At 40.9% G+C, this 19,533-nt stretch carries 19 protein-coding genes and 4 pseudogenes; 7 read left to right on the forward strand and 16 right to left on the reverse strand.

All coding sequences use genetic code 11. The features are described from left to right. Window positions 1–11: 11 nt before the first annotated feature. Together HMPREF9188_RS07865 and HMPREF9188_RS07870 are read right to left on the reverse strand one after the other, a co-directional pair. Window positions 12–2,537 carry an ABC transporter ATP-binding protein/permease gene (locus HMPREF9188_RS07865; RefSeq protein ID WP_009730511.1) on the reverse strand — a complete coding sequence of 842 codons (2,526 nt, stop codon included), beginning with the start codon at window positions 2,535–2,537 and terminating at the stop codon, window positions 12–14. 109 nt (window positions 2,538–2,646) lie between these two features. Next, entirely contained in the window at window positions 2,647–3,546 is a 900-nt protein-coding gene (locus HMPREF9188_RS07870) for a cation diffusion facilitator family transporter (RefSeq protein ID WP_009730512.1), read from the reverse strand. A gap of 132 nt (window positions 3,547–3,678) precedes the next feature. Between HMPREF9188_RS07870 and HMPREF9188_RS07875 the strand changes: the two genes are divergently transcribed. After that, a complete protein-coding gene (locus tag HMPREF9188_RS07875) occupies window positions 3,679–4,236 on the forward strand; it encodes a TetR/AcrR family transcriptional regulator (protein WP_033588980.1) in 558 nt (185 codons plus the stop codon). A 26-nt stretch (window positions 4,237–4,262) separates the two neighbouring features. After that, a complete protein-coding gene (locus tag HMPREF9188_RS07880) occupies window positions 4,263–4,595 on the forward strand; it encodes a hypothetical protein (RefSeq protein ID WP_009730514.1) in 333 nt (110 codons plus the stop codon). 38 nt (window positions 4,596–4,633) lie between these two features. Here the strand turns inward: HMPREF9188_RS07880 and pnuC are convergent. Further along, a pseudogene (gene pnuC / locus HMPREF9188_RS07885) lies at window positions 4,634–4,885 on the reverse strand (nicotinamide riboside transporter PnuC); the annotation flags it as partial. An 83-nt stretch (window positions 4,886–4,968) separates the two neighbouring features. On the opposite strand from pnuC, the pseudogene HMPREF9188_RS10715 reads away from it, so the two are divergent. The 5 genes and pseudogenes from HMPREF9188_RS10715 to HMPREF9188_RS10505 form a co-directional block, all read left to right on the forward strand. Further along, a pseudogene (locus HMPREF9188_RS10715) lies at window positions 4,969–5,316 on the forward strand (IS6 family transposase); the annotation flags it as partial. A gap of 27 nt (window positions 5,317–5,343) precedes the next feature. Next, a pseudogene (locus HMPREF9188_RS10720) lies at window positions 5,344–5,664 on the forward strand (DNA replication protein); the annotation flags it as partial. Further along, window positions 5,657–5,914: a hypothetical protein gene (locus HMPREF9188_RS07895; protein WP_009730516.1), complete on the forward strand. Its 258-nt coding sequence runs from the start codon at window positions 5,657–5,659 to the stop codon at window positions 5,912–5,914. The pseudogene HMPREF9188_RS10720 and the gene HMPREF9188_RS07895, both read left to right, overlap by 8 nt. A gap of 12 nt (window positions 5,915–5,926) precedes the next feature. After that, window positions 5,927–6,154 (forward strand): annotated as a pseudogene (locus HMPREF9188_RS07900) (DNA-binding protein). After that, on the forward strand, window positions 6,142–6,303 hold the full coding sequence (locus HMPREF9188_RS10505) for a hypothetical protein (protein WP_009730517.1): 162 nt from the start codon (window positions 6,142–6,144) through the stop codon (window positions 6,301–6,303). The pseudogene HMPREF9188_RS07900 and the gene HMPREF9188_RS10505 overlap by 13 nt, the downstream one beginning before the upstream one ends. 224 nt (window positions 6,304–6,527) lie before the next feature. Here HMPREF9188_RS10505 and HMPREF9188_RS07910 read toward each other — a convergent pair whose 3' ends face one another. The 13 genes from HMPREF9188_RS07910 to HMPREF9188_RS07970 all read right to left on the reverse strand — a co-directional run bounded on the left by HMPREF9188_RS07910 (window position 6,528) and on the right by HMPREF9188_RS07970 (window position 19,518). Further along, window positions 6,528–7,328, reverse strand: a complete 801-nt coding sequence (locus HMPREF9188_RS07910; RefSeq protein ID WP_000103848.1) for an energy-coupling factor ABC transporter ATP-binding protein — start codon at window positions 7,326–7,328, stop codon at window positions 6,528–6,530. Next, window positions 7,315–8,151 carry an ABC transporter ATP-binding protein gene (locus HMPREF9188_RS07915; RefSeq protein ID WP_009730518.1) on the reverse strand — a complete coding sequence of 279 codons (837 nt, stop codon included), beginning with the start codon at window positions 8,149–8,151 and terminating at the stop codon, window positions 7,315–7,317. The genes HMPREF9188_RS07910 and HMPREF9188_RS07915 overlap by 14 nt, the downstream gene beginning before the upstream one ends. Then, complete coding sequence (locus tag HMPREF9188_RS07920) at window positions 8,127–8,918, reverse strand: energy-coupling factor transporter transmembrane component T (RefSeq protein ID WP_000130448.1); 792 nt, start codon at window positions 8,916–8,918, stop codon at window positions 8,127–8,129. Before HMPREF9188_RS07920 ends, HMPREF9188_RS07915 begins: the two co-directional genes overlap by 25 nt. After that, window positions 8,918–9,520: a hypothetical protein gene (locus HMPREF9188_RS07925; RefSeq protein ID WP_000846130.1), complete on the reverse strand. Its 603-nt coding sequence runs from the start codon at window positions 9,518–9,520 to the stop codon at window positions 8,918–8,920. The genes HMPREF9188_RS07920 and HMPREF9188_RS07925 overlap by 1 nt, the downstream gene beginning before the upstream one ends. Before the next feature lie 338 nt (window positions 9,521–9,858). After that, a complete protein-coding gene (locus tag HMPREF9188_RS07930) occupies window positions 9,859–11,379 on the reverse strand; it encodes an ABC transporter permease/substrate-binding protein (protein ID WP_009730519.1) in 1,521 nt (506 codons plus the stop codon). Then, window positions 11,372–12,100 carry an ATP-binding cassette domain-containing protein gene (locus HMPREF9188_RS07935; RefSeq protein WP_009730520.1) on the reverse strand — a complete coding sequence of 243 codons (729 nt, stop codon included), beginning with the start codon at window positions 12,098–12,100 and terminating at the stop codon, window positions 11,372–11,374. Before HMPREF9188_RS07935 ends, HMPREF9188_RS07930 begins: the two co-directional genes overlap by 8 nt. A 14-nt stretch (window positions 12,101–12,114) precedes the next feature. Then, window positions 12,115–12,879, reverse strand: a complete 765-nt coding sequence (locus HMPREF9188_RS07940; RefSeq protein WP_009730521.1) for a nuclear transport factor 2 family protein — start codon at window positions 12,877–12,879, stop codon at window positions 12,115–12,117. A gap of 3 nt (window positions 12,880–12,882) precedes the next feature. Next, window positions 12,883–13,326: a MarR family winged helix-turn-helix transcriptional regulator gene (locus HMPREF9188_RS07945; protein WP_009730522.1), complete on the reverse strand. Its 444-nt coding sequence runs from the start codon at window positions 13,324–13,326 to the stop codon at window positions 12,883–12,885. 143 nt (window positions 13,327–13,469) lie between these two features. Further along, window positions 13,470–14,663 (reverse strand): O-antigen ligase family protein, encoded by a 1,194-nt coding sequence (locus tag HMPREF9188_RS07950; RefSeq protein WP_033588981.1) that lies wholly within the window; start codon window positions 14,661–14,663, stop codon window positions 13,470–13,472. Window positions 14,664–14,795: 132 nt separating this feature from the next. Further along, window positions 14,796–16,238 carry a sucrose phosphorylase gene (gene gtfA / locus HMPREF9188_RS07955; protein WP_009730524.1) on the reverse strand — a complete coding sequence of 481 codons (1,443 nt, stop codon included), beginning with the start codon at window positions 16,236–16,238 and terminating at the stop codon, window positions 14,796–14,798. Between the two features lie 288 nt (window positions 16,239–16,526). Further along, window positions 16,527–17,360, reverse strand: coding sequence for a carbohydrate ABC transporter permease (locus HMPREF9188_RS07960; RefSeq protein ID WP_000711267.1), 834 nt, complete (start codon window positions 17,358–17,360; stop codon window positions 16,527–16,529). A gap of 16 nt (window positions 17,361–17,376) precedes the next feature. Then, window positions 17,377–18,249, reverse strand: coding sequence for a carbohydrate ABC transporter permease (locus HMPREF9188_RS07965; RefSeq protein WP_009730525.1), 873 nt, complete (start codon window positions 18,247–18,249; stop codon window positions 17,377–17,379). A gap of 18 nt (window positions 18,250–18,267) precedes the next feature. Then, window positions 18,268–19,518, reverse strand: coding sequence for an extracellular solute-binding protein (locus tag HMPREF9188_RS07970; protein ID WP_009730526.1), 1,251 nt, complete (start codon window positions 19,516–19,518; stop codon window positions 18,268–18,270). Window positions 19,519–19,533: the final 15 nt, after the last annotated feature.

Consider the following 19,533-nt stretch of genomic DNA (forward strand, 5'->3'; position numbering starts at 1 on the left):
GGATTTAATTGTTATTCGCTACGAAGCGATTCGACTGGGTCTTTCTTAGCAGCGATGCGTGAAGGGATTAGACCGGCTAACATGGTAAGGACAATCGAAATACCGATAAGGATTAGAGCTACTTCTATTGGTAATTGCGCTACATTTCCCACATTTGTCATTTTCGCAACAATCGCATTGATTGGGAATGTCGCAAGAAAGGTAATCGCGATACCGAGCACCCCAGAGATCAATCCTTCAATGGCTGTTTCAGCAGTGAAGATACGACGAATATCTTTCTTCGAAGCCCCCATTGCACGTAGGATTCCGATTTCTTTTGTACGTTCGAGAACTGAAATGTACGTGATAATCGAAATCATTATAGAAGATACAATGAGTGAGATGGCCACAAAGCCAACGAGTACTGTTGTCACTACGCCAACCAATGTCGTAATTGAAGACATGATAGTTTGGATATCATCTGAATAAGCGAGTACCTTATCGTCTTCTCCAGCTTCTTTTTTCGCTGTGTTATAGGCGTTTATGAACTCTTTTAAGTCTTGTTTTTGTTGGAACGAAGAGGTGTAGAGCTCAATGGCAGCTGGTTTGGATTTGTTGATGACGCCCATTTTTGCGAGGTTTTCCTCGTAAGTTGAAGCCGAATTGTCGTTATATTGTTGGACATACTGCGCTTGTTCTTCAGGCGTCATTTTGGCCAACTGAATTTTTTCTTCTTCGGTTAAATTCTCCGAACTGAATGGTTTAGGATCTTTGGCAAATTCTTTACCCGTAAATACATTTAGATTTTGATTGGATTCCTGTTCCTTAACGATATCACTATTTTGAATGTATTCGGAAGTGTAATCAATGAGGGTGCTTGTGTAGGCGATTCCTCCTGAAGGAGCATTCACTCCTGAACTTGTGCCATCTTTTTGGCGAAGGACACCCACAATTTTAAGTTCGATCCCATTCTCGATTTGAGTTTTCATATAAGAAGCATTATCAATCTTATTGACCCATAAGTTATTTTCTTTCACAAAACGGTTTGTATTAACAACTGCTTTGAAAGTTTTTCCTATAAAATCACTATATTGATACGTTTGAGAAGAGAGTTCGTCGAGCTTCTTCGTATCGTTCAATTCACTGGGATCTTTGATACGCAAACTATAGAGCAACAAGTCGCTAATTTGATTGTTTTCATCTACGATAAGGACGAGCTCGGACTTATCTTGTGGGAAGCGTCCTTCCAACACGTCGTACTTGCTTTCTAGCATTGAAGAATCACTAGAAAGTTCACTCCAGTAGTTGAGGTTTTGTAAGTATCCCTTCATCGTTTGATTCGCTGTTTCTACTTCATCAGCTAAGGTTGAAGGCAGAATACTTTTGGGTCCGTTGGAAGTATCACTTGCATAGATAAACGGTTGTAAATTGTATCGGTAACGAATGTCTTTTGTGAGAGATTCGACCTTCGAAGTGTGTTCCTCCAAGTATGTCTTGAAGGAAGCTAGGTCGTTCTTTCCGATTTGTTTTTTCAATAAATTCGTTAAAATCGTATTGATACCGAGCTCATGATTATCCTTGTAAGGCTTCTCGCTCAAATCTGGAGAGGTCGCCAACAAGTTACTCTGGTTCTGCTCGCTAATCGTCAGTGGAAGAGAGACGAGGGTATCTTCCTGCACCTTTTTAACGTAGTCACTCACACCATTGGAAAGGGCTAAGATAAGAGCAATCCCGATAATCCCGATAGAACCCGCAAAAGCTGTTAGTAAGGTACGACCTTTCTTCGTCAATAGGTTATTAAAGGAAAGTACAAGAGCGGTTATAAAGCTCATCTTCGTCTTCGTGAACTGGATGTCGACTTGCTTTGTCTCCTCTGTTGGTTCGCATGGATTTGAGTCGCTCAAGATGTTTCCATCTAATACTTGTACGATGCGTGTGGAGTACTTCTGTGCCAGCTCTGGGTTATGCGTCACCATGATAACCAAACGTTCCTTAGCGATGTCTTTTAATAAATCCATGATTTGAACAGAAGTCTCAGAATCGAGCGCTCCTGTCGGTTCGTCGGCTAAAACGACTTTTGGATCATTAACAAGAGCACGCGCAATCGCGATTCGTTGCATTTGTCCCCCAGACATTTGACTTGGTTTCTTATATAAATGGTCTTTTAGGCCTACGCGTTCGAGCACTTCGATAGCACGTTTCTTACGTTCTGCTTTTGAAACACCCGAAAGAGTCATTGCAATTTCTACGTTAGAGAGTGCAGTTTGGTGCCCGATGAGATTATAAGACTGAAAGATGAAACCGATGGTGTGGTTTCTGTAGCTATCCCAATCGCGGTCTTTAAATTGCTTTGTTGATTTTCCTTGGATGAGTAAATCACCAGATGTGTATTGGTCGAGTCCCCCGATGATATTTAATAGGGTGGTTTTCCCAGAACCCGATTGTCCGAGAATGGAGACAAACTCATTCTCACGGAAGCGAATCGAGATATCCTTTAGCGCATGGAACTCTTGATCGCCCGTATGATAGACTTTTGAAATGTGTTGTAGCTGTAACATCGCCTATCTCCTTTCAGTGATATATGTAGTCTATCACAATTTCATAATGGAGTAAATATGTTACATTTACAATTCATCAAAAATAATCAACAAATAGAAAATCGACTTCTTATGAATGATGATGTCCATGACTTTGACCTACTTCCAACTCCTCAATTTTTCGCTTATGAGTTTGGTGACTTGCTAGGTTTGCATCAACTTCAATGGTAACATTTTGAAAGCCATAATCTTTGAGTAAATTACGAATGGATTCTTTACAATACTCTATATGTTCAATCTCTTCTAGGCAAACATGAACAATGGCATTTTTTTCCAAACCATCCATAGTCCAGAGATTGAGCTGATTAACACTGGCCACATGGTCTAATTGCTCCAAGTCTTTCTTCACTTGTTTGATATCTACTCCTTCTGGCACAGCATCCAAGAAAATCTTGAGTGCGCTCCAAAAGCGAGGAATGGCTTTTGTTAGAATGAAGATGGAAATGACAAGCGATAAGAGCGGATCAAGAATATACCAATCTGTAAATCGGAGGATAATCGCCATTAGAATGACAGCCAACCAACCAAGAGTATCTTCCAAAAAATGCAGACTGAGAATTGACTCGTTCTTTGTCTTGCCCTTACGAACTACTAGACTAGCTAGCACATTGATAGCTACTGCAATGATTCCCAGCCAGAGGATCCCTTCCTCATTAACGGGTTGTGGGTGAACGATCTTTGTGACATTTTCCAAAATCACTAGGACAGACCCTATCATAAGAATCACAGCTGTTAGAATGGCCCCTAGAAGGCTAAAACGCTTGTAACCCAAGGTGTACTGCCCATCTTCTTCTCGGTTTGAGATTGTTTCTAAAAGGGCTGATATGCCAATGGCTATAGCATCTCCTAAGTCATGAACAGAATCAGCAAGAACTGCACTTGAACCAAAGATTCCTCCTGCGATAAACTCGACTATCGCATAGCTTAAATTTAAGAAAAAAGCTAACCAGATAGATGTTTTAGAACTCATTTCTCTCCCTCCTTTGGTATAATGGGTATATACATACTTCTTTCATTTGTATTATCTAATAAAATCCAAAGAAAGGATAGAAGCAAACTGTCAGCCATGTTCAGTTCTGAACAGTTTGTATCAAGTGTCTATATGCCAAAAAGAGACCGTCGAGTCAACAAGACTAAAAAAGCCATCTATCAAGCTTTTTTACAACTTTTAAACGACAAAGGCTATGATGCCACTACTGTTCAGGATATCATTGACCTAGCAGATGTTGGACGTTCTACTTTTTACTGTCATTACGAAAGTAAGGAACTCCTTTTAGATGAGCTCTGTCGCTACCTCTTTCATCATCTCTTTGAAAGGGAAGAACACTTGACTACAGAAGACTACCTCGCACATATCTTTTTACATTTTCAGAAAAACCAGGACCGTGTCACTAGTCTCCTTTTTTCCAAAAACGACTACTTCCTCCGCCAACTACACAAGGAACTCGAACACCACGTTTATCCCATGGTAGCTGATGATTTGCAAGAGGCCTATCCAAACATTCCTGCCTCCTACCTCCAGCATTTTGTTGTGACGAACTTTATCGAGACCCTAACTTGGTGGCTAAAAAAAGGAAAATCTTATACCGAAGACCAAGTGGTAAAATTTTACCTTGATGTAATAGAGATGACCTCCTCTACAACTCCACTTGATAACTAAGCCTGTAACTCAGAAAGGAACCAACTATGTTAACTTCGATGATTCTAGGAATACTAACAATTGTACTAGCTCTCGCCTTCTCGCTTCTTCACCTTGCTGCTGCTTTTTCAGCCATGAAACAAAAGAACTACAGTCTGGGAAACACGTGCATCTTGGTCGGCAGTTGCCTCACTTCTCTGGCTCTAGCTATCTTTTACTTCGTCCCACTGGCAACCATTCTACTATGGATTGTGGGTTCGAGTATCGTCTGCTATGGTGCCTACTGGAACGGGCGACAGCAAGAAAATCAACATATATCGCACCACATTATTCGTATAACGAGTGCTATTGTCATTACGGTATTATTCATTTTGCTCTAACACAAAAAAAAGGATCATCTGATCCTTTTTTTACTTTTTTAAGCGCTTTTTGCTGCCTTGCTCCACTGATACCACCCAACTAGACTATTGATGAGATAAATTAGGTATTTCCCTTGGATTTGCAGGCTTTCTCCCCACCAGAGATAGATTGAAAAGACATTAGTAGCAGCCCAGAATATCCACTGTTCACGGTAAACAGCTGTCATGAGGATTTGCCCTACACCATTGGTCGCATCAGTGATAGAATCACGATAGGGACGATTAGCTCCGATAGACTGATAAATGATGGAATTAATCAAACCAAATAGGTAGTTACTAGCACGACCTTCAGCTTCTCAAAGAGCAGAAAAAAGGTTAGTAAGGCTTGTGAGAGATGAATCATTTTAAAGGCAAACAATTCCAACAAGACGTCATCATTGTCGCTGTTGGTTATTACCTACGTTACAATCTGAGCTATCGTGAAGTTCAGGAATTGCTTTATGACCGTGGAATAAATGTTTGTCACACTACGATTTATCGGTGGGTTCAAGAATACAGTAAAATCCTCTATCATCTCTGGAAAAAGAAAAATAAACAGTCCTTCTATTCGTGGAAAATGGATGAAACCTATATCAAAATTAAGGGGTGTTGGCATGATCTCTATCGAGCGATTGATGCGGACGGTTTAACATTGGATATCTGGTTACGAAAGAAACGTCGAGTAGACGATAACAGCTATAAGTTAGAAGATACCGCCTATCAAGAAGATAAAGCACGCAAAGCAGAAACCGAAGATAAGCTAGCTATTGAAGCAATGAAAAGCAAGTACACCACGCTATTGCTAGAAAATATGTTGCTAAGTCCGTTTGAAATGCAAGATACAAAAATCATGGCAGGATTGCAAGTCCATGTTTACCCCCTCTATGACGAACTGAAAGAATTAAGAGGGCTAAATAGTGTCAAAGACCACTTGTCTTATGTTGCCAGCAGACGTGAAGAATATTCTAAGCATAATATCGCACGCTGCCTCAAAAAAGCCATTGAACAATATCTACCAACGGTTAAAAGGCAGGACTTAAACCATGAGTGAAGACTTAAAAACGATCAAAGAGCTGGCGGATGAGTTGAGTGTTACAAAACAAAATATTCAATATCACTACCAAAGGTTACCAAAAGAATTACAGATTAAAAGTTCCAATGGGTCTAATCTAATAAATTCTAAAGCAGAAAAAATAATTTTAGGTAAAGTAGAAAGTAGTAGCAAATCAAATACCAAAGACCAACAAATAAGTAGCAAAGACCAACAAATAGAAAAACTAACTAATTTGTTAGACCAGTAACAACGATTAGCCTTGCAAGATAAAAAGTTGCTAGAAGAATACAAGGCGGAAAATGATAACTTAAAAGCCCTCAAAGTGCCCTCACAGGAAACAGAATTCAAACACTTAGACAATCAATATAAAGATGAAGTGAACGCTCTTAAAGAGAAGTTGGAAAATTTGCAGGAATAAATCAAAAATCAAAAAAGGATAGAAGAACAAGAAAAACCAATAAAATGGTGGGGACTATGGCGAAAATAGATGATTCAGTTAAAAAGAAAGTTCCAGAATTGCGATTTAAAGAATTCACGGATGAATGGGAACAGCGTAAGTTGGGAGACGAAGTTCGAATAGTGATGGGACAGTCTCCTAATTCAGAAAATTATACTGATGATCCTAATGGGCGCTAAAAATGCGAAGACCTATGAAGACCTATTTTGTATTAGTCAAACAAAAAATCCAAAAGAAATGGTATATGATTATGACCATGAAACAAAGTAAAATCAAACCGAGTGATCTGAGGAAGCACCCGATGATCATGAAACGTTATTAAACACAAAAGTCACCCATGTGAGTTCTTGCCAGAAGCTGAAGTTAATCCTTCAACCTGGAAAACCCGCAGAGGTGACTTTTTCTATACATCTCGATTTTTCTGGCAATAATCATTAACCGATAAATATGTCTGTGAATCACCCAGCGACTCCGCTATGTCCATAATCCGCGGTGGTAGTAATCCCACTCGCTGGACAAGTTCGTGATTGCTGAACAATTCCCGTGGACTGCCGGCGAAGCCAAACTTCCCGTGTTCCATAACATACACCGACTCAAACTCGGCGGCGACCCAATCCATGTCATGGGTGATGGTCACAACTTGGTGGCCCGAATCAGCCAACTGATGGAAAATTGCGGTCAACTTGCGCCGGCTTTCCCAATCAAGCGACATCATCGGCTCATCAAATAAATAAATCGCCGGATCCACTGCCAAAACTGTGGCAACGCTCAACAGCTTGCGTTCCGACAATGACAGGTCATATGGACTTTCAGCTGTTTTATCATCCAAGCCAACTCTTTTTAGAGCCGCTAAAGCCCGCCTCGTAATCGTGTCGTGGTCATCCATGACCTGCGCGACATTCCACTCCACCTCTCGTTGAACGGTCGGGTTGAAAAGCTGATCGTCAGGATTCTGAAAAGTAATCCCAACCTTCAGTAACTTTTCGACTGGTTTAAGATCATTAAAATTTTCTCCATCGATCTTAATCACACCGGTTTGTGGTGTCAGCAAGCCCGTCAACAATTTGAAGAGCGTTGATTTGCCGGCACCATTTTGGCCGACAATCGCCACCATCGGATCGGCGAAGTGTTTGTCTTCAACATCCAAGCTAAAGGACCGTTCCGGATAAGTGAACGTCAGGTGGCTCAGTTCAATTGTGGACATAACGAATCTCCTTCAGATCAGCGTAATTCACCGGATACCGGCCATCAGCCAAGTGCCAATCCATTTTTTGAGCAAGTTGCTGGATTGTCGGGGCTGGAATCTGCCAGTCAGCTGCCAAATGATTAAACACCTCACCCGGCCTGCCCTGGGCTACCATTTGACCCTCGTGCAGCACCCACACAACGTCAGCGACTTCGCACAAATCGTCAATTTCACTGGTGACAATGAAGACAGTCGTCTCTTTGACTTGGGCCAGCCATTGGAAAAATTGCCGGCGGCCAAGGGGATCCATCTCACTGGTCGGATCATCCATAATCAAAACAGCCGGATTAGCCACAATCGCCGTGGCAATTGCCAACCGCTGGATCTGACCACCGGAAAGGCTCTCGGGACGCAAATTCAGCTGTTCAATCAGCCCCATTTGCGTGGCAACTTCTTCAACCCGTTTTTGAATCAGTCCTTCAGCCATTCCCTGATTAATCAAGTCAAAGGCGATTTCATCGGCAACCGTGTCTGCCAACCCGCTTAGTTGGCCAGCTGGATTTTGCAGTACAACTCCATTCATGGCATTATAAACGGGCCAATTGTCGGACACTCGCTGGCCAAACATGTGCCAATCGCCCTCAATCTCAGCAGACACAATTTTGGGAATGACCCCTGCCAGCACACGGCACAAAGTCGATTTGCCGGAGTGGCTATTCCCGATAATCCCAACCACCTGGCCAGTATGAACCTCCGCGTTAATCTGACGCAGTTGTGGTTGCTCAGTACCCGGATAACGGGTGGTCAAATTTTCAATTACAATCCGTTTATCTTCGTCCATATCTTCCACCCAATCAATAAAATTGCCAATCCAGTCAGACCAATGTGCAGCGTCCGCGACAGGCGATACACGCGCTGGGAGGTTCTGACAGTCCGGTTGAGATTATCAAAACCTCTCAGTTGGAGAGAAATCGACCGCGTCATCGATTGATCCAAGGTCTTAATCACCAATGGAATTAGAACCGGCAGGACTGACTTTAATTTCTGAATCAACGTTTTTTGCGGATTGGTTCCGCGAACTTTTTGTGCCTGCTGGATTTTCCGCATATTGCGCATCATTTCCGGCAAAATATAACACACCGACATCAGAACGTAGACGGTTTTATAAGACAATCCGGACAGTTCCAAATAGGCCGCGTTTTCTGAAATACTCGTGGTCACCATAAAAAAGCCACTGGTCAAAATAATCACCAATACTCGACAACCCAGAGTGGTGGCGTAAATCAGGCCTTCTTTGTAGAACGACACCCCAAGCACAGAAAACAGCACAGTTTGATTCCGACTGTAAAATAACCCTTGGATGATCAGCATGGTGCAAATCAGAAACAGGCTGAATCCCAGCGCCTTAAAGGTGGTAGAACTCAATTTGGAAAATAACAATAGCAGTGTTGCGACAAGAATTAATCCGGCCTGAAGCAATAAATTCATACTGGCAAAGCTCAACAACGTCATGTCCAAGATGAACAAGAGCTTAGTAATCGGATCGATCACCTGGTACCACTTGAGCTTGACCCGTGGCGCTCCAGAAATCAATGTTTTATCAGTCATCATTTATCATCGCTAAAGAAGTGCACCATCCGCTTCGGCAGCTGACGATAGATGAAGAATGCCAGGTAGGCCACGCAGACTTTATCCAAAATATCCAAGACAAACTCATCGGTAAATGAGGCCAGCCACACTGGTGCATGATTGGCGACCATTACCGCAAACAATGAGTCACCCCAAGCGATACCGGTCTGACCACCCCAAAAGATGACATTGAGCGGCGTTGAAATGACAGCTGAAACGATGGCAATAATAATAGCAGAAACAAATACTCGTCGCGCTGACGAGAACCACCCATTGGCGTGCAAAACTCCGACAGCAATCCCAATTCCGATGCTGGTAATCGCATACACGGTTGAAATTGGCGATAAGGTCAGCCCATAGATTACGTTGTTGATGAAACCACTAATGGCACCGGCAACCGGCCCAGCCAACATGCTGGTAAGAAAGGTTCCCAAAGACCCCAGCCAAACGGGCAACTTTAACCCCTCCGCCAAGGCTTTGGCAACATAGTTAATACCCACGGCAGCGGGAATCAAAGTCATGGTGGCAGCACTTAACTTAAATTTCCACATACTGGTACGATGAATCGGTTCTGTTTTCATAATCTTCTCCTTTTGTTTTTAAAGAGCCGTGTCTGGATAGACTTTCGGACGCAACGCTCTATTATATATCTACTGAACTGTCTATACACAAGATTTCCATCCTTAGTCGACATGAGCTGGAAATCTTTATTTGTTAAGTAGTTCACAACACATTATACACCTATTTTGTGAATAGTCAAGTGTATTTACAGTAAAATTTTAGAAAATCCTGAGAATTTCCTCTTATTTTCCATTTAAAAATGAAAATCATTACTTCTGACACCAAAAAAGCCCAGACAAGATTGCCTGAGCATTTTTCTATATGATTATTTAACAAAGTTGAGTTTAGCATTGTCAAGCTATTTCTTCAACAAGCCTTGTTCTTGTAGAAATTCTTTGGCTACTTGTTCTGCTGACTTGCCTTCAACTCCGACTTGGTAGTTGAGCTGGCTCATCTGGCTTTCAGTAATTTTACCAGCTAGTTTATTGAGAACTGTCTCCAACTCAGGATGTTTCTTGAGAAGAGCTTCTTTCATTAGTGGAGCCCCTTGATAAGGTGGGAAGAGTTGTTTGTCATCCTCCAAGACCTGCAAATCATAACGCGCCAACTCTGCATCGGTTGAATAGGCATCCGTGATTTGAATATCACCTGACTGGATTGCCTGATAGCGAAGGGCTGGCTCCATGGTCGCTACGTTGAGATTGAGACCATACATTGATTGCAAGCCCTTATTGCCATCTTCACGGTCATTAAACTCGAGAGTAAAACCGGCCTTCAACTGTCCTTCCACTTTTTTCAAGTCCGAAATGGTCTTCAAGCCATATTCTTGAGCAATCTTTTTCGGAACAGCTACAGCGTAGGTATTTTGATAAGACATAGGTTTGAGATAGGCCAGATGATCCTGTTTGGCAATGCCATCACGCGCCACCTGATAAACCTGATCTGGCTCATGACCTACCTTGGGTGATGGCTGAAGCAAACTTTCAGTCACCGTACCAGTAAATTCAGGATAGATATCAATATCCCCTTTTTTCAGAGCTTCATAGAGGAAGCTTGTTTTCCCAAAATTCGGCTTAACAGTCGCAGTCATACTGGTATTTTCTTCAATCAACAATTTATACATATTAGCCAAAATTTCGGGTTCTGGTCCCAATTTCCCAGCAATCACCAAGTTTTCTTTCTCTTTTTGAGCCAAAAGGGCTGGACTATAAGACAGACCGAGTAATATGGTCACCAAGGCAAAACCAGAGAAAATCGTCCGCAATTTTGCTTTTTCCATCACTTTTAGTAGGAAGTTAAAGGCAATGGCCAGCACTGCAGAAGAAAGGGCCCCAATCAAAATCAGACTAGTATTATTGCGGTCAATTCCCAAAAGGATAAAGGAACCCAGTCCGCCAGCCCCAATCAAGGCTGCCAAGGTCGCCGTACCGATGATCAAGACCGCTGCCGTCCGAATCCCAGACATAATGACAGGCATGGCAAGTGGAATTTCAAACTTCTTGAGACGCTCCCATCTAGTCATCCCAAAGGCAATCCCAGCCTCTTGCAGACTTGGATCAATTCCCTTCAGCCCAGTAATGGTATTTTGCAAAATCGGGAAAATCGCATAAATCACCAGAGCAGTCAAAGCAGGCAAGGTCCCAATTCCCATCAAGGGAATAAAGAGTCCTAACAAGGCTAGAGACGGGATGGTCTGGAAAATCCCTGCAATCTGCAAGACCCAGTCCGCTATCTTTTCATGATAACGAAGATAAACAGCCAAGGGAATCGCGATAAAAACAGCTAGTAACAAGGTTAAAAGTGACAACTGCAAATGTTGAGATAGAGCTGTTACCCAATCACCAAAACGATTCTGAAAAGTTGATATCAAATTAGTCATGAACACTACCTCCAAACAAATCTGCTACAAAGTCCGTTGCAGGAGCTTTTAAAATGGTCTCGGGATTCGCCACCTGACGAATCTCTCCATCCTGCAAAACAGCAATACGATCCGCCAATTTCAAAGCTTCATCCGTATCATGGGTCACAAAAATCGTTGTCATACCAAACTCTTTATGCAATTCTTTCGTCAAAACCTGCAACTGTTTTCTCGAAATAGCATCCAAGGCCGAAAAGGGCTCATCCATGAGGAGAATCTTAGGCTTACCAATCATGGCACGAACAATGCCGACCCGTTGCTGTTCTCCACCAGATAATTCACTAGGCAAACGATGCCCATACTCAGCTACCGGTAAACCAACCTTAGCTAAAAGCTCTTCTGTTTTCTTCGCAATCTCTTCCTTACTCCACCCCTTCATCTCCGGAATGAGAGCAATATTTTCCGCAACCGTTAGATTGGGAAACAGAGCAATGGCCTGTAAAACATAACCAGTAGAAAGACGAAGTTCACGCTCATCATAGTCTTTGATGCGCTTGCCATCCATATAAATATTTCCATCAGTTGGTTCCAAGAGACGGTTAATGATCTTAATCATGGTCGTCTTACCGGACCCAGAAGGCCCAACTAAAACCATGAACTCTCCATTATCGATTCGTAAATTGACATCTCTCAAAACATCTTTTTTTGTATAGCGTAGCGCTACATTCTTGTATTCAATCATTCTTAGTCCTCTATTTAAAATTTTCCTCGATTAGTCAAGTCTTCTACCTTAGGCATGACTTCCTTATTGTCCCAATGCTCCACAATCAAGCCTTTCTCCAAACGGAAAATATCGTACTGGGCATAGGCAACTCCGTCAATCTGAGTCTGGCCATAGCTAACCACATAGTTTCCTTGTCCCAAAAGCTGGAAAACAAAGTCGAAAGTGACATCATGTTCAGCCACATAGTTTTTAAAAGCCTGACTTCCTTGGCCAATCTCATGATTATGCTGAATCAAATCGTCTGCCACATAATCACTCCACTGCTCTAGTTCGCCGTTTTGAAAGATTTCTGTCAAGAAACGGCGAACCAACTTTTTATTTTCTGCTGTCTTGTCCAAATCCTTGATCTCAAAATCTCCAAAAATCTGGTCTAATTGGTCATTTTCAGGTGTTCGATAGTAGTCAATCACATCCCAATGCTCCACGATACGGCCGTTCTCATCCGCACGGAAAGTATCTGTCGTCACCCATTGAGCTTCCCCACCATTGAGATATTGATGAACATGAACAAAGACCAGATTGCCATCCTCAATAGTGCGAACAATTTTCATCTCACGCTCGGGATGGCGCTCAAAGAAATTTGCAAAGAAAGCCGCAAACCCTTCTTTCCCATCTGGCACACCTGTCGAGTGTTGGATATAAGTATCCCCTACAGACTGAGCTTGAGCCTCAGCAACTCGTCCGTCTTGAATAGCATGAATATATAGATTTTGGGCATTTTCAACTTGTTTTGACATGATTTATTCCTCATTTGCTTTCTCTTTCAGATTGTCCAAAATGCGTTCCTGATAACTTTCAAACTGGCGAATTTCTTCCTCAGTGAATCCTTTATAAAAAATAGCATCCAGTTTTTGACTGATACGATGGCCCACTTCTTTCTGGGACCAACCCCGCTCTGTCAACTTGACATATTTCTTCCTCTTATCTACCCCACATGGACTAATCGTGATCAGCTTTTGCTCCTCAAGTTTCTTAATCATAGTCGTAAGCGTATTGTTGGCGAGACCAGTCGCCAGCGCAATATCTGTCGCAGTTGCACAGCCAGTTTCACTATTCCATAAAACAGTGAGAATCTTGCCCTGCTCACTTCGATAAAGAGCCTCCGGATCCTGACTCAGTAACTTTTGAAAAATCCGCCCATTCAGCAAACGAATATGATGGGCAACTAAATGACTATCTTTCATGACCTCTCCAATTTATTTCTATATCGAATTATTTTCATTGTAACACCTCTCGTTCCATCTGTCAACTATTTCGATTTAGAAATAATTTCCACCAACAAAAAAGACCTCCTACCTAAAGTAGAAGATCTCTAATCTTGATCAACTTAATCTGTCATTTCGGAAACCAAGGTTCGATGTTCCAGTGGTAGACTGCACATAACCAGCAAGAAGATGAATCCTGACTGAATCCAGAAGAGAGCCAAGTCAAAAATTCCATGTACAGCAACAACTGTCAGGAAGGAGAGATAAAGACCGATAATTGGTCGTTTGCCAGACTCCTGACTCATATCCATCATCATGTGAACCGGGATAACCGATGAAATGGATAGGAGAATTGTTCCAATCAAACCATAACTTAAGATAGTATCAATGTAAAGACTATGCGCGTGTTCGTGGTAAGGTGCATGAATTCTCGGATAGGAATTCATATAGGTCAGTGGACCCTCACCCCAGATCGGATTTTGTTTAAACAAAGTCATACCCGCATTCCAGATTGAAACACGCTCCTCCATTGAAGAATCTAGCGTTCCCATACGGACACCCAAATCGCTTGAGAAGAGGAAACAAAGGCCAATCCCAAAAACTCCAATACTGAGCCAGAAGGCGCGCCAGTTTTTAATGGTTGTAAAAAGATAAATGATTGCACCAGCAATGATGGCAGGAAAGGCCGTTCTATTTTGCGTAAAATTCAAACCAAATAGATTCACAAAACCTGCTAGCACACAAAAGATTTTTAACCATCTTAACTTCGTCGTTGTAAAGAGATAAAAAGCTATCATGATACAGAAGCAACAGATAATCCCATAGTAGTTAGGATTAAAGAAGGTGACCTCTGCACGGTTCTGGTGCCATACTTGCATATTGGGCGAAAGAAAGGCGTAGTTAAATTTCTTTACAATTTGAAAATGCTCCAAAGTAGCAAAAGCCGCAGAGAGCACACTACCAAACAAGATTGTCTGCAGAATCAGTCGAAAGAAAGCATGCGTCAGACGTTTCTGGTAGAAGCTAAAGAAAATGAGGAAGAGAAACATCAGTAAAGATGCAACCAATCCAAGCCAGTTCTTGGCGACGATAGAGATGATACTACTATAGGCAATAAAAAAGAGAAGTACAGGATGTTTGATTAATCCTTTGATAATTCCCTTCATCTCCCCAGTAACAAGTAAACCTATCAAATATAAAGCAAAGAGCGCTAAGAACAAATAAAAAGGTAAAAAGATACTTATGATCATCAAATACAAAAAGAAATCTTTTTTCGAAAGCCCTCTTATCTTATCCAGTAATCCAATTGATTTCAAAACGGATCCTTTCTGTTCTGGATTTCTCCAGAAGATAAATGCTAAACTATCTTTATATTCTACCATTTTTTCTGTCATTTGGGAACAATGAACACGTTTTCGCCACAAAAAAACTCTTTCATTAATATAGCACTAGAACTGAATTTTTCTGCCGTTTTCCAATACTTGATAGGTCTGACTTTGCAAATCAATTTCTGCTACTGCTGTTACAGACTTATCTTTATTTTGACGTTTGATTACAATGCTGTGAGCTGTTGGTGTTTCTATCTCAATAGTCCCTTCTAGGTCAAAGGCCTCTGATTGATTACGGAAAGAAAATAGATTGAGAAGAGACTTCACCACAGGACGTTGAACTTCTTCTGCTATTTCCTCGTTGCTATAGTAATGACGATTAATATTTCGACCTTCTTTGGTTTCTTCTAACAATTTCAAGTCATTTTTTCCTGCTAATAGACCCACATAGTAAACCTGAGGAATGCCTGGAGCAAAAGCTTGAATCAGACGAGCGAGGAAGTACTTGACATCATCATCTCCAAGCGCAGAATAGTAGGTTGAATTGATTTGGTAGATATCTAGATTGTTATACTCTGCACTGGAGTACTTCCGTTTGACATTCGCTCCAACCTTATAGAGCTCATTTGAAGCATAGTCAACTTCCTCATCAGTCAGGATATCTTTGACATCCACCACTCCAATTCCATCATGAGTATCTAGTGTCGTAAATTGCTTCATCGGGCTCATCTTTAACCACTTAGCCAAGCGCTCTGTTCTGGAACTGTAAAGAGTATAAAGGGTCACCATTGGAAGGGCAAAATCGTAAACATAGTAATCATGGTCCGCTATTTTAAACTGAATCGAATAGTGTTCATGAATCTCAGGTAAGAGCTCTGTCCCATACTCAGCAGCGATATCTCGAACTTTGTCCAATAAATCCCAAATATCTGGTTCCACAAAGAAATCATTGGTATCCAATTTCTTCACTGCATAAGCAAAGGCATCTAGACGAATCAAGTCACACCCGTTACTTGCTAGATGTTGAATCGTCTTACGGATGAATCTCATCGTTACTTCTTTGGTCACATCAAGATCAATCTGCTCCTCACCAAAGGTATTCCACAAATGTTCTACTGAACCATCTGCAAATACAATCTCTTGCTTTGGTGCACGATCCTTACGCTTGTAGATTAAATCTACGTCAGACTGTGTCGGACGGTTCTCTGGCCAAAACTTATCCCAGTTTAAAAAGAGATCTTTAAATTCACTGGCTTCATGTTTTTCTTGATAGTCCCTATAATACTTAGATTGACGAGAAATATGATTAATCATAAAGTCAAACATAAGATAATATTTCTCACCTAAACGCTTAACGTCCTCCCAATCACCAAAAGCTGAATCCACTTCATCATAGTCAACTGGCGCAAATCCACGATCACCTGTTGATGGGAAAAATGGTAGAAGGTGAACTCCCCCAATAGCATCGCCAAAATGTTCTTCCAAATTCTCATATAAGTCTTTAAGGTTATTTCCAAGACTATCTGAATAAGTAATCAACATAGTTTTATTTTGAATGGTCATAGATGTTCTCCTTTTTCTGATGAAAGCCAAGTCTTATATGACCTGGCTTCGTAAATGAAAGATATTTTTAGATTTTTGTTCACATTGAACTCGTACTAATATAGACTGTGACAAACTAAGTACTACTTTATTTTTCTCTTGAATTATCAATAAGCTGAACCGTTCCTTTGTATCTTAATTGAACACGCCCTAAGCTCTGTGTGAAAAAGATGAATCTTCCAAGAAGCCAAGGCTTCTTATTCAGATTCCCTATTTTCACTGTGAGCTTTTAACGGGCTTTGTATCTTGTTACTTCACTGCCCCGTTACTCATTCCTGAAATGATATGTTTTTGGAAGATGAGGTAGACAATGGTTATCGTTACAATTCCCACAATATAAGATGCAAAGCTTGGGCCATAGTCATTGAAGTACTGACCTTGATAGTTGTATTGGAAGAGAGGCAAAGTCCACATCTTGGAATCCTTATTCAGAATCAAAAGTGGCAACATAAAGTCATTCCAGAACCAGAGGGCATTGATAATCAAAGTTGTCGCATGCATGGGCTTCAACATTGGAAAAATGATTCGACGATAAGTTGTAAAACGATCAGCCCCATCAATTTCTGCAGCTTCATCTAAACTATCTGGTATACTGATTTTAATATAACCAACATACAAGAAGAGAGTCTGTGGAATAGCATAAGTTAAGTAGAGTATTACTAGCCCCCACATATTCGCTAGACCGAGTTTACTCATCATAACTGTGATGGGAATCATAATCACCTGAAATGGAACAAATATCCCTAAGATCAAGAGCGAATACATAATTGCAAAGGCTTTTTTCTTGGACATATTTCGAGCAATGGAATAAGCTGCAGCTGGTATAAAGAAAGCCACTACAATCAATGATAACACCGTAATAACTGCTGAATTCCAGAAATAGCCTCCAATTCCATCCGAAATCAATCGTTCATAATTACTCAACGTAAAAGGATTGGGCAAACTAAAGAAATGATTCATGATATCCTTAGTTGTCTTGAAAGAACTAAATACTGTTACCAACAAAGGAACAAGTATAAGAATACCACCGACTATCAAGAGGACGTATTTCCAAAACTGATTCAATTTTTCTTCTTTTTTCATGTGTAGGACTCCTCTATTAGATTTCAAATTTCTTTGATAGCTTGATTTGGATCAGAGAAACAATTCCAATAATTAAGAATAAAATCAAGGCAATTGCATTCGCATATCCATATTGATTACTCTTGAAAGCATAGTTGTAGACTAAAAGTCCAAGAGACGTTGTAGCATTATTTGGACCACCACTCGTCAACGCAAAAATTTGGTCAAAGGCTGTCAAACCAGACTTAAGAGCCAAGATAAAAACCATTGAGATCGTTGGCAGTAAATAGGGCAATTCAATCTTCCAAAAAGTTTGTTTACTGGTTGCACCATCAATTGATGCTGCCTCTAAAATATCAGTTGGAATACTCTGAAGACCAGCAAGAAAGAGAATGATTGGCATAGCTACTCCTTGCCATAGAAGAACAAAAATAGTTGCCACTACCGCTCCGACAGGTGTCCCTAATAGACTCTCTTGTAAAAAACTAATTCCTAAAATTTTTCCAATCGTTGGAAGCCCATAGTTGAAGAATTGTTTAAAAATCAAGGAAACTGTCAAACCAGACAAAACAGCTGGGAAAAAGAACCAAGCTCTAAAGAAGGTCTGCCCCTTCATCTTAGAATTTAAGGCTCGTGCCACAACCATCCCAATTGTAATCTCACCAACAATCAATGCCAGAGTTAAAATCAAAGTAAAGGCTATGGCTGTGAAGAATTTCCCATCAATCATCAGCAATTTGTAGTTATTTAAACCAACAAATTTATAATTATAGGTCAATCCAGTCCAGTTAGTCAAACTATAGAAAGCACCTTGTACCATTGGAAAGTAAAAGAAGATAGCTTGTAAAGCAAGCGGGATGAGCAAAAACGTCCAACCCCAGTATTTATTTAAAAATTTTCGAATAGCCATATCATCTTAACTCCTATTCTAGTCCAAATCTGCCTTCATTGGATTAAAGAAAGCATTGAGATTGTTTGCCATATTTTTCAGATTTTTATCCATCAGGTAACCTGCACTTAGATTAAAAAAGTCTTCTTCAGAGTTCCAGCGTTGGCCCAACCAAACATAATGTTTGTCCGTAAAAGCCAGTTTAGAAATAGCTGCAAGCGCTGAATCTTCTTTTTCCTGTATGCCTTTTACCGCAACAGGTGATCCATCTACATCATAGTATGACTGCATAGCTTTTGGACTAGTCATATAGCTGATAAATTCTTCGGTTTCCTTAGGGTGTTTGGTAGTAGCTGAAGTTGATAATGCCATATCCCCTGCACCAACAGTGACTTCTTTTCCTACTTCTTCTCCAGGAAAGGAAAACATCCCCACCTCAAATTTTGGATCCTGTTGATTAATTGCGGCTAATGCCCATGATCCTTGTGGCATCATCAAGGCTTTTTCACTCGAAAATGCTACCACCGCATCATTATAAGAGGCTCCACGCCAACCATCTTGAGCATTATCTGCTAATAAATCGAGTCGTTCTGCATCTGCTTTTAAAATAGCATCATCTGCAGAGATTGCGTTTGGTTTTGAAAAGCGAAGATAGTTATTAGCCGCATCTCCACTACCCGTAAGAGTAATGAGAGAAAGTTGGTGGTAACCATTTAATGTCCAGCCTTCATTGCCTGCAACCGCAAACGGAGAATTTCCACTATCTTTTATCTTTTTAACAATCTCTTGAAACTCTTTAAAAGTCTTCGGTTCCTCAAGTCCTAATTCTTTAAACTTCGTTTTATTGTAATAGATTCCATAAAGGTTGGCCGTTAAAGGCACACTATAAATCTTGTTATTGATTGCATACTTTTCGGCATAGTCATTCTTGATGTTCTCAAGATAGGGTTTTCCTGTCATATCTGAAAAATAACCTGCCTTCGCCCACTCCTGGAAATCCATATTTTGAGGATAGATATTAATAATATCTGGAACATCTCCTGATAAAATCCGAGTCTTTAGAACAATTCCAGCTGAAGGTACTGTAGTCAGCTTCACATCAATATTAGGGTGTTCCTTTTCAAAATCATCCACAATCTTTTGCAAGGTATCTGCCATCTCGGTCTTCTGGTTAAAAAACTCAATCGTTACCTTGCCATCAGTTGATTGATTGTTCTGACCACAAGCCACTAGGCCTAGTAAACTTGCCCCAGCTACTAAAAGAAAACCTGCTTTCTTATACCATTTCATTGGAATGCCTCCTTG

It is taken from the genome of Streptococcus sp. F0441 (assembly GCF_000314775.2).
Taxonomy (GTDB): domain Bacteria; phylum Bacillota; class Bacilli; order Lactobacillales; family Streptococcaceae; genus Streptococcus.

Coding starts and splice junctions, on each gene's coding strand:
- HMPREF9188_RS07865 (WP_009730511.1), bottom strand. CDS start 2,537: ATGTTACAGCTACAACACATTTCAAAAGTCTATCATACGGGCGATCAA.
- HMPREF9188_RS07870 (WP_009730512.1), bottom strand. CDS start 3,546: ATGAGTTCTAAAACATCTATCTGGTTAGCTTTTTTCTTAAATTTAAGC.
- HMPREF9188_RS07875 (WP_033588980.1), top strand. CDS start 3,679: ATGCCAAAAAGAGACCGTCGAGTCAACAAGACTAAAAAAGCCATCTAT.
- HMPREF9188_RS07880 (WP_009730514.1), top strand. CDS start 4,263: ATGTTAACTTCGATGATTCTAGGAATACTAACAATTGTACTAGCTCTC.
- HMPREF9188_RS07895 (WP_009730516.1), top strand. CDS start 5,657: ATGAGTGAAGACTTAAAAACGATCAAAGAGCTGGCGGATGAGTTGAGT.
- HMPREF9188_RS10505 (WP_009730517.1), top strand. CDS start 6,142: ATGGCGAAAATAGATGATTCAGTTAAAAAGAAAGTTCCAGAATTGCGA.
- HMPREF9188_RS07910 (WP_000103848.1), bottom strand. CDS start 7,328: ATGTCCACAATTGAACTGAGCCACCTGACGTTCACTTATCCGGAACGG.
- HMPREF9188_RS07915 (WP_009730518.1), bottom strand. CDS start 8,151: ATGGACGAAGATAAACGGATTGTAATTGAAAATTTGACCACCCGTTAT.
- HMPREF9188_RS07920 (WP_000130448.1), bottom strand. CDS start 8,918: ATGACTGATAAAACATTGATTTCTGGAGCGCCACGGGTCAAGCTCAAG.
- HMPREF9188_RS07925 (WP_000846130.1), bottom strand. CDS start 9,520: ATGAAAACAGAACCGATTCATCGTACCAGTATGTGGAAATTTAAGTTA.
- HMPREF9188_RS07930 (WP_009730519.1), bottom strand. CDS start 11,379: ATGACTAATTTGATATCAACTTTTCAGAATCGTTTTGGTGATTGGGTA.
- HMPREF9188_RS07935 (WP_009730520.1), bottom strand. CDS start 12,100: ATGATTGAATACAAGAATGTAGCGCTACGCTATACAAAAAAAGATGTT.
- HMPREF9188_RS07940 (WP_009730521.1), bottom strand. CDS start 12,879: ATGTCAAAACAAGTTGAAAATGCCCAAAATCTATATATTCATGCTATT.
- HMPREF9188_RS07945 (WP_009730522.1), bottom strand. CDS start 13,326: ATGAAAGATAGTCATTTAGTTGCCCATCATATTCGTTTGCTGAATGGG.
- gtfA (WP_009730524.1), bottom strand. CDS start 16,238: ATGACCATTCAAAATAAAACTATGTTGATTACTTATTCAGATAGTCTT.
- HMPREF9188_RS07960 (WP_000711267.1), bottom strand. CDS start 17,360: ATGAAAAAAGAAGAAAAATTGAATCAGTTTTGGAAATACGTCCTCTTG.
- HMPREF9188_RS07965 (WP_009730525.1), bottom strand. CDS start 18,249: ATGGCTATTCGAAAATTTTTAAATAAATACTGGGGTTGGACGTTTTTG.
- HMPREF9188_RS07970 (WP_009730526.1), bottom strand. CDS start 19,518: ATGAAATGGTATAAGAAAGCAGGTTTTCTTTTAGTAGCTGGGGCAAGT.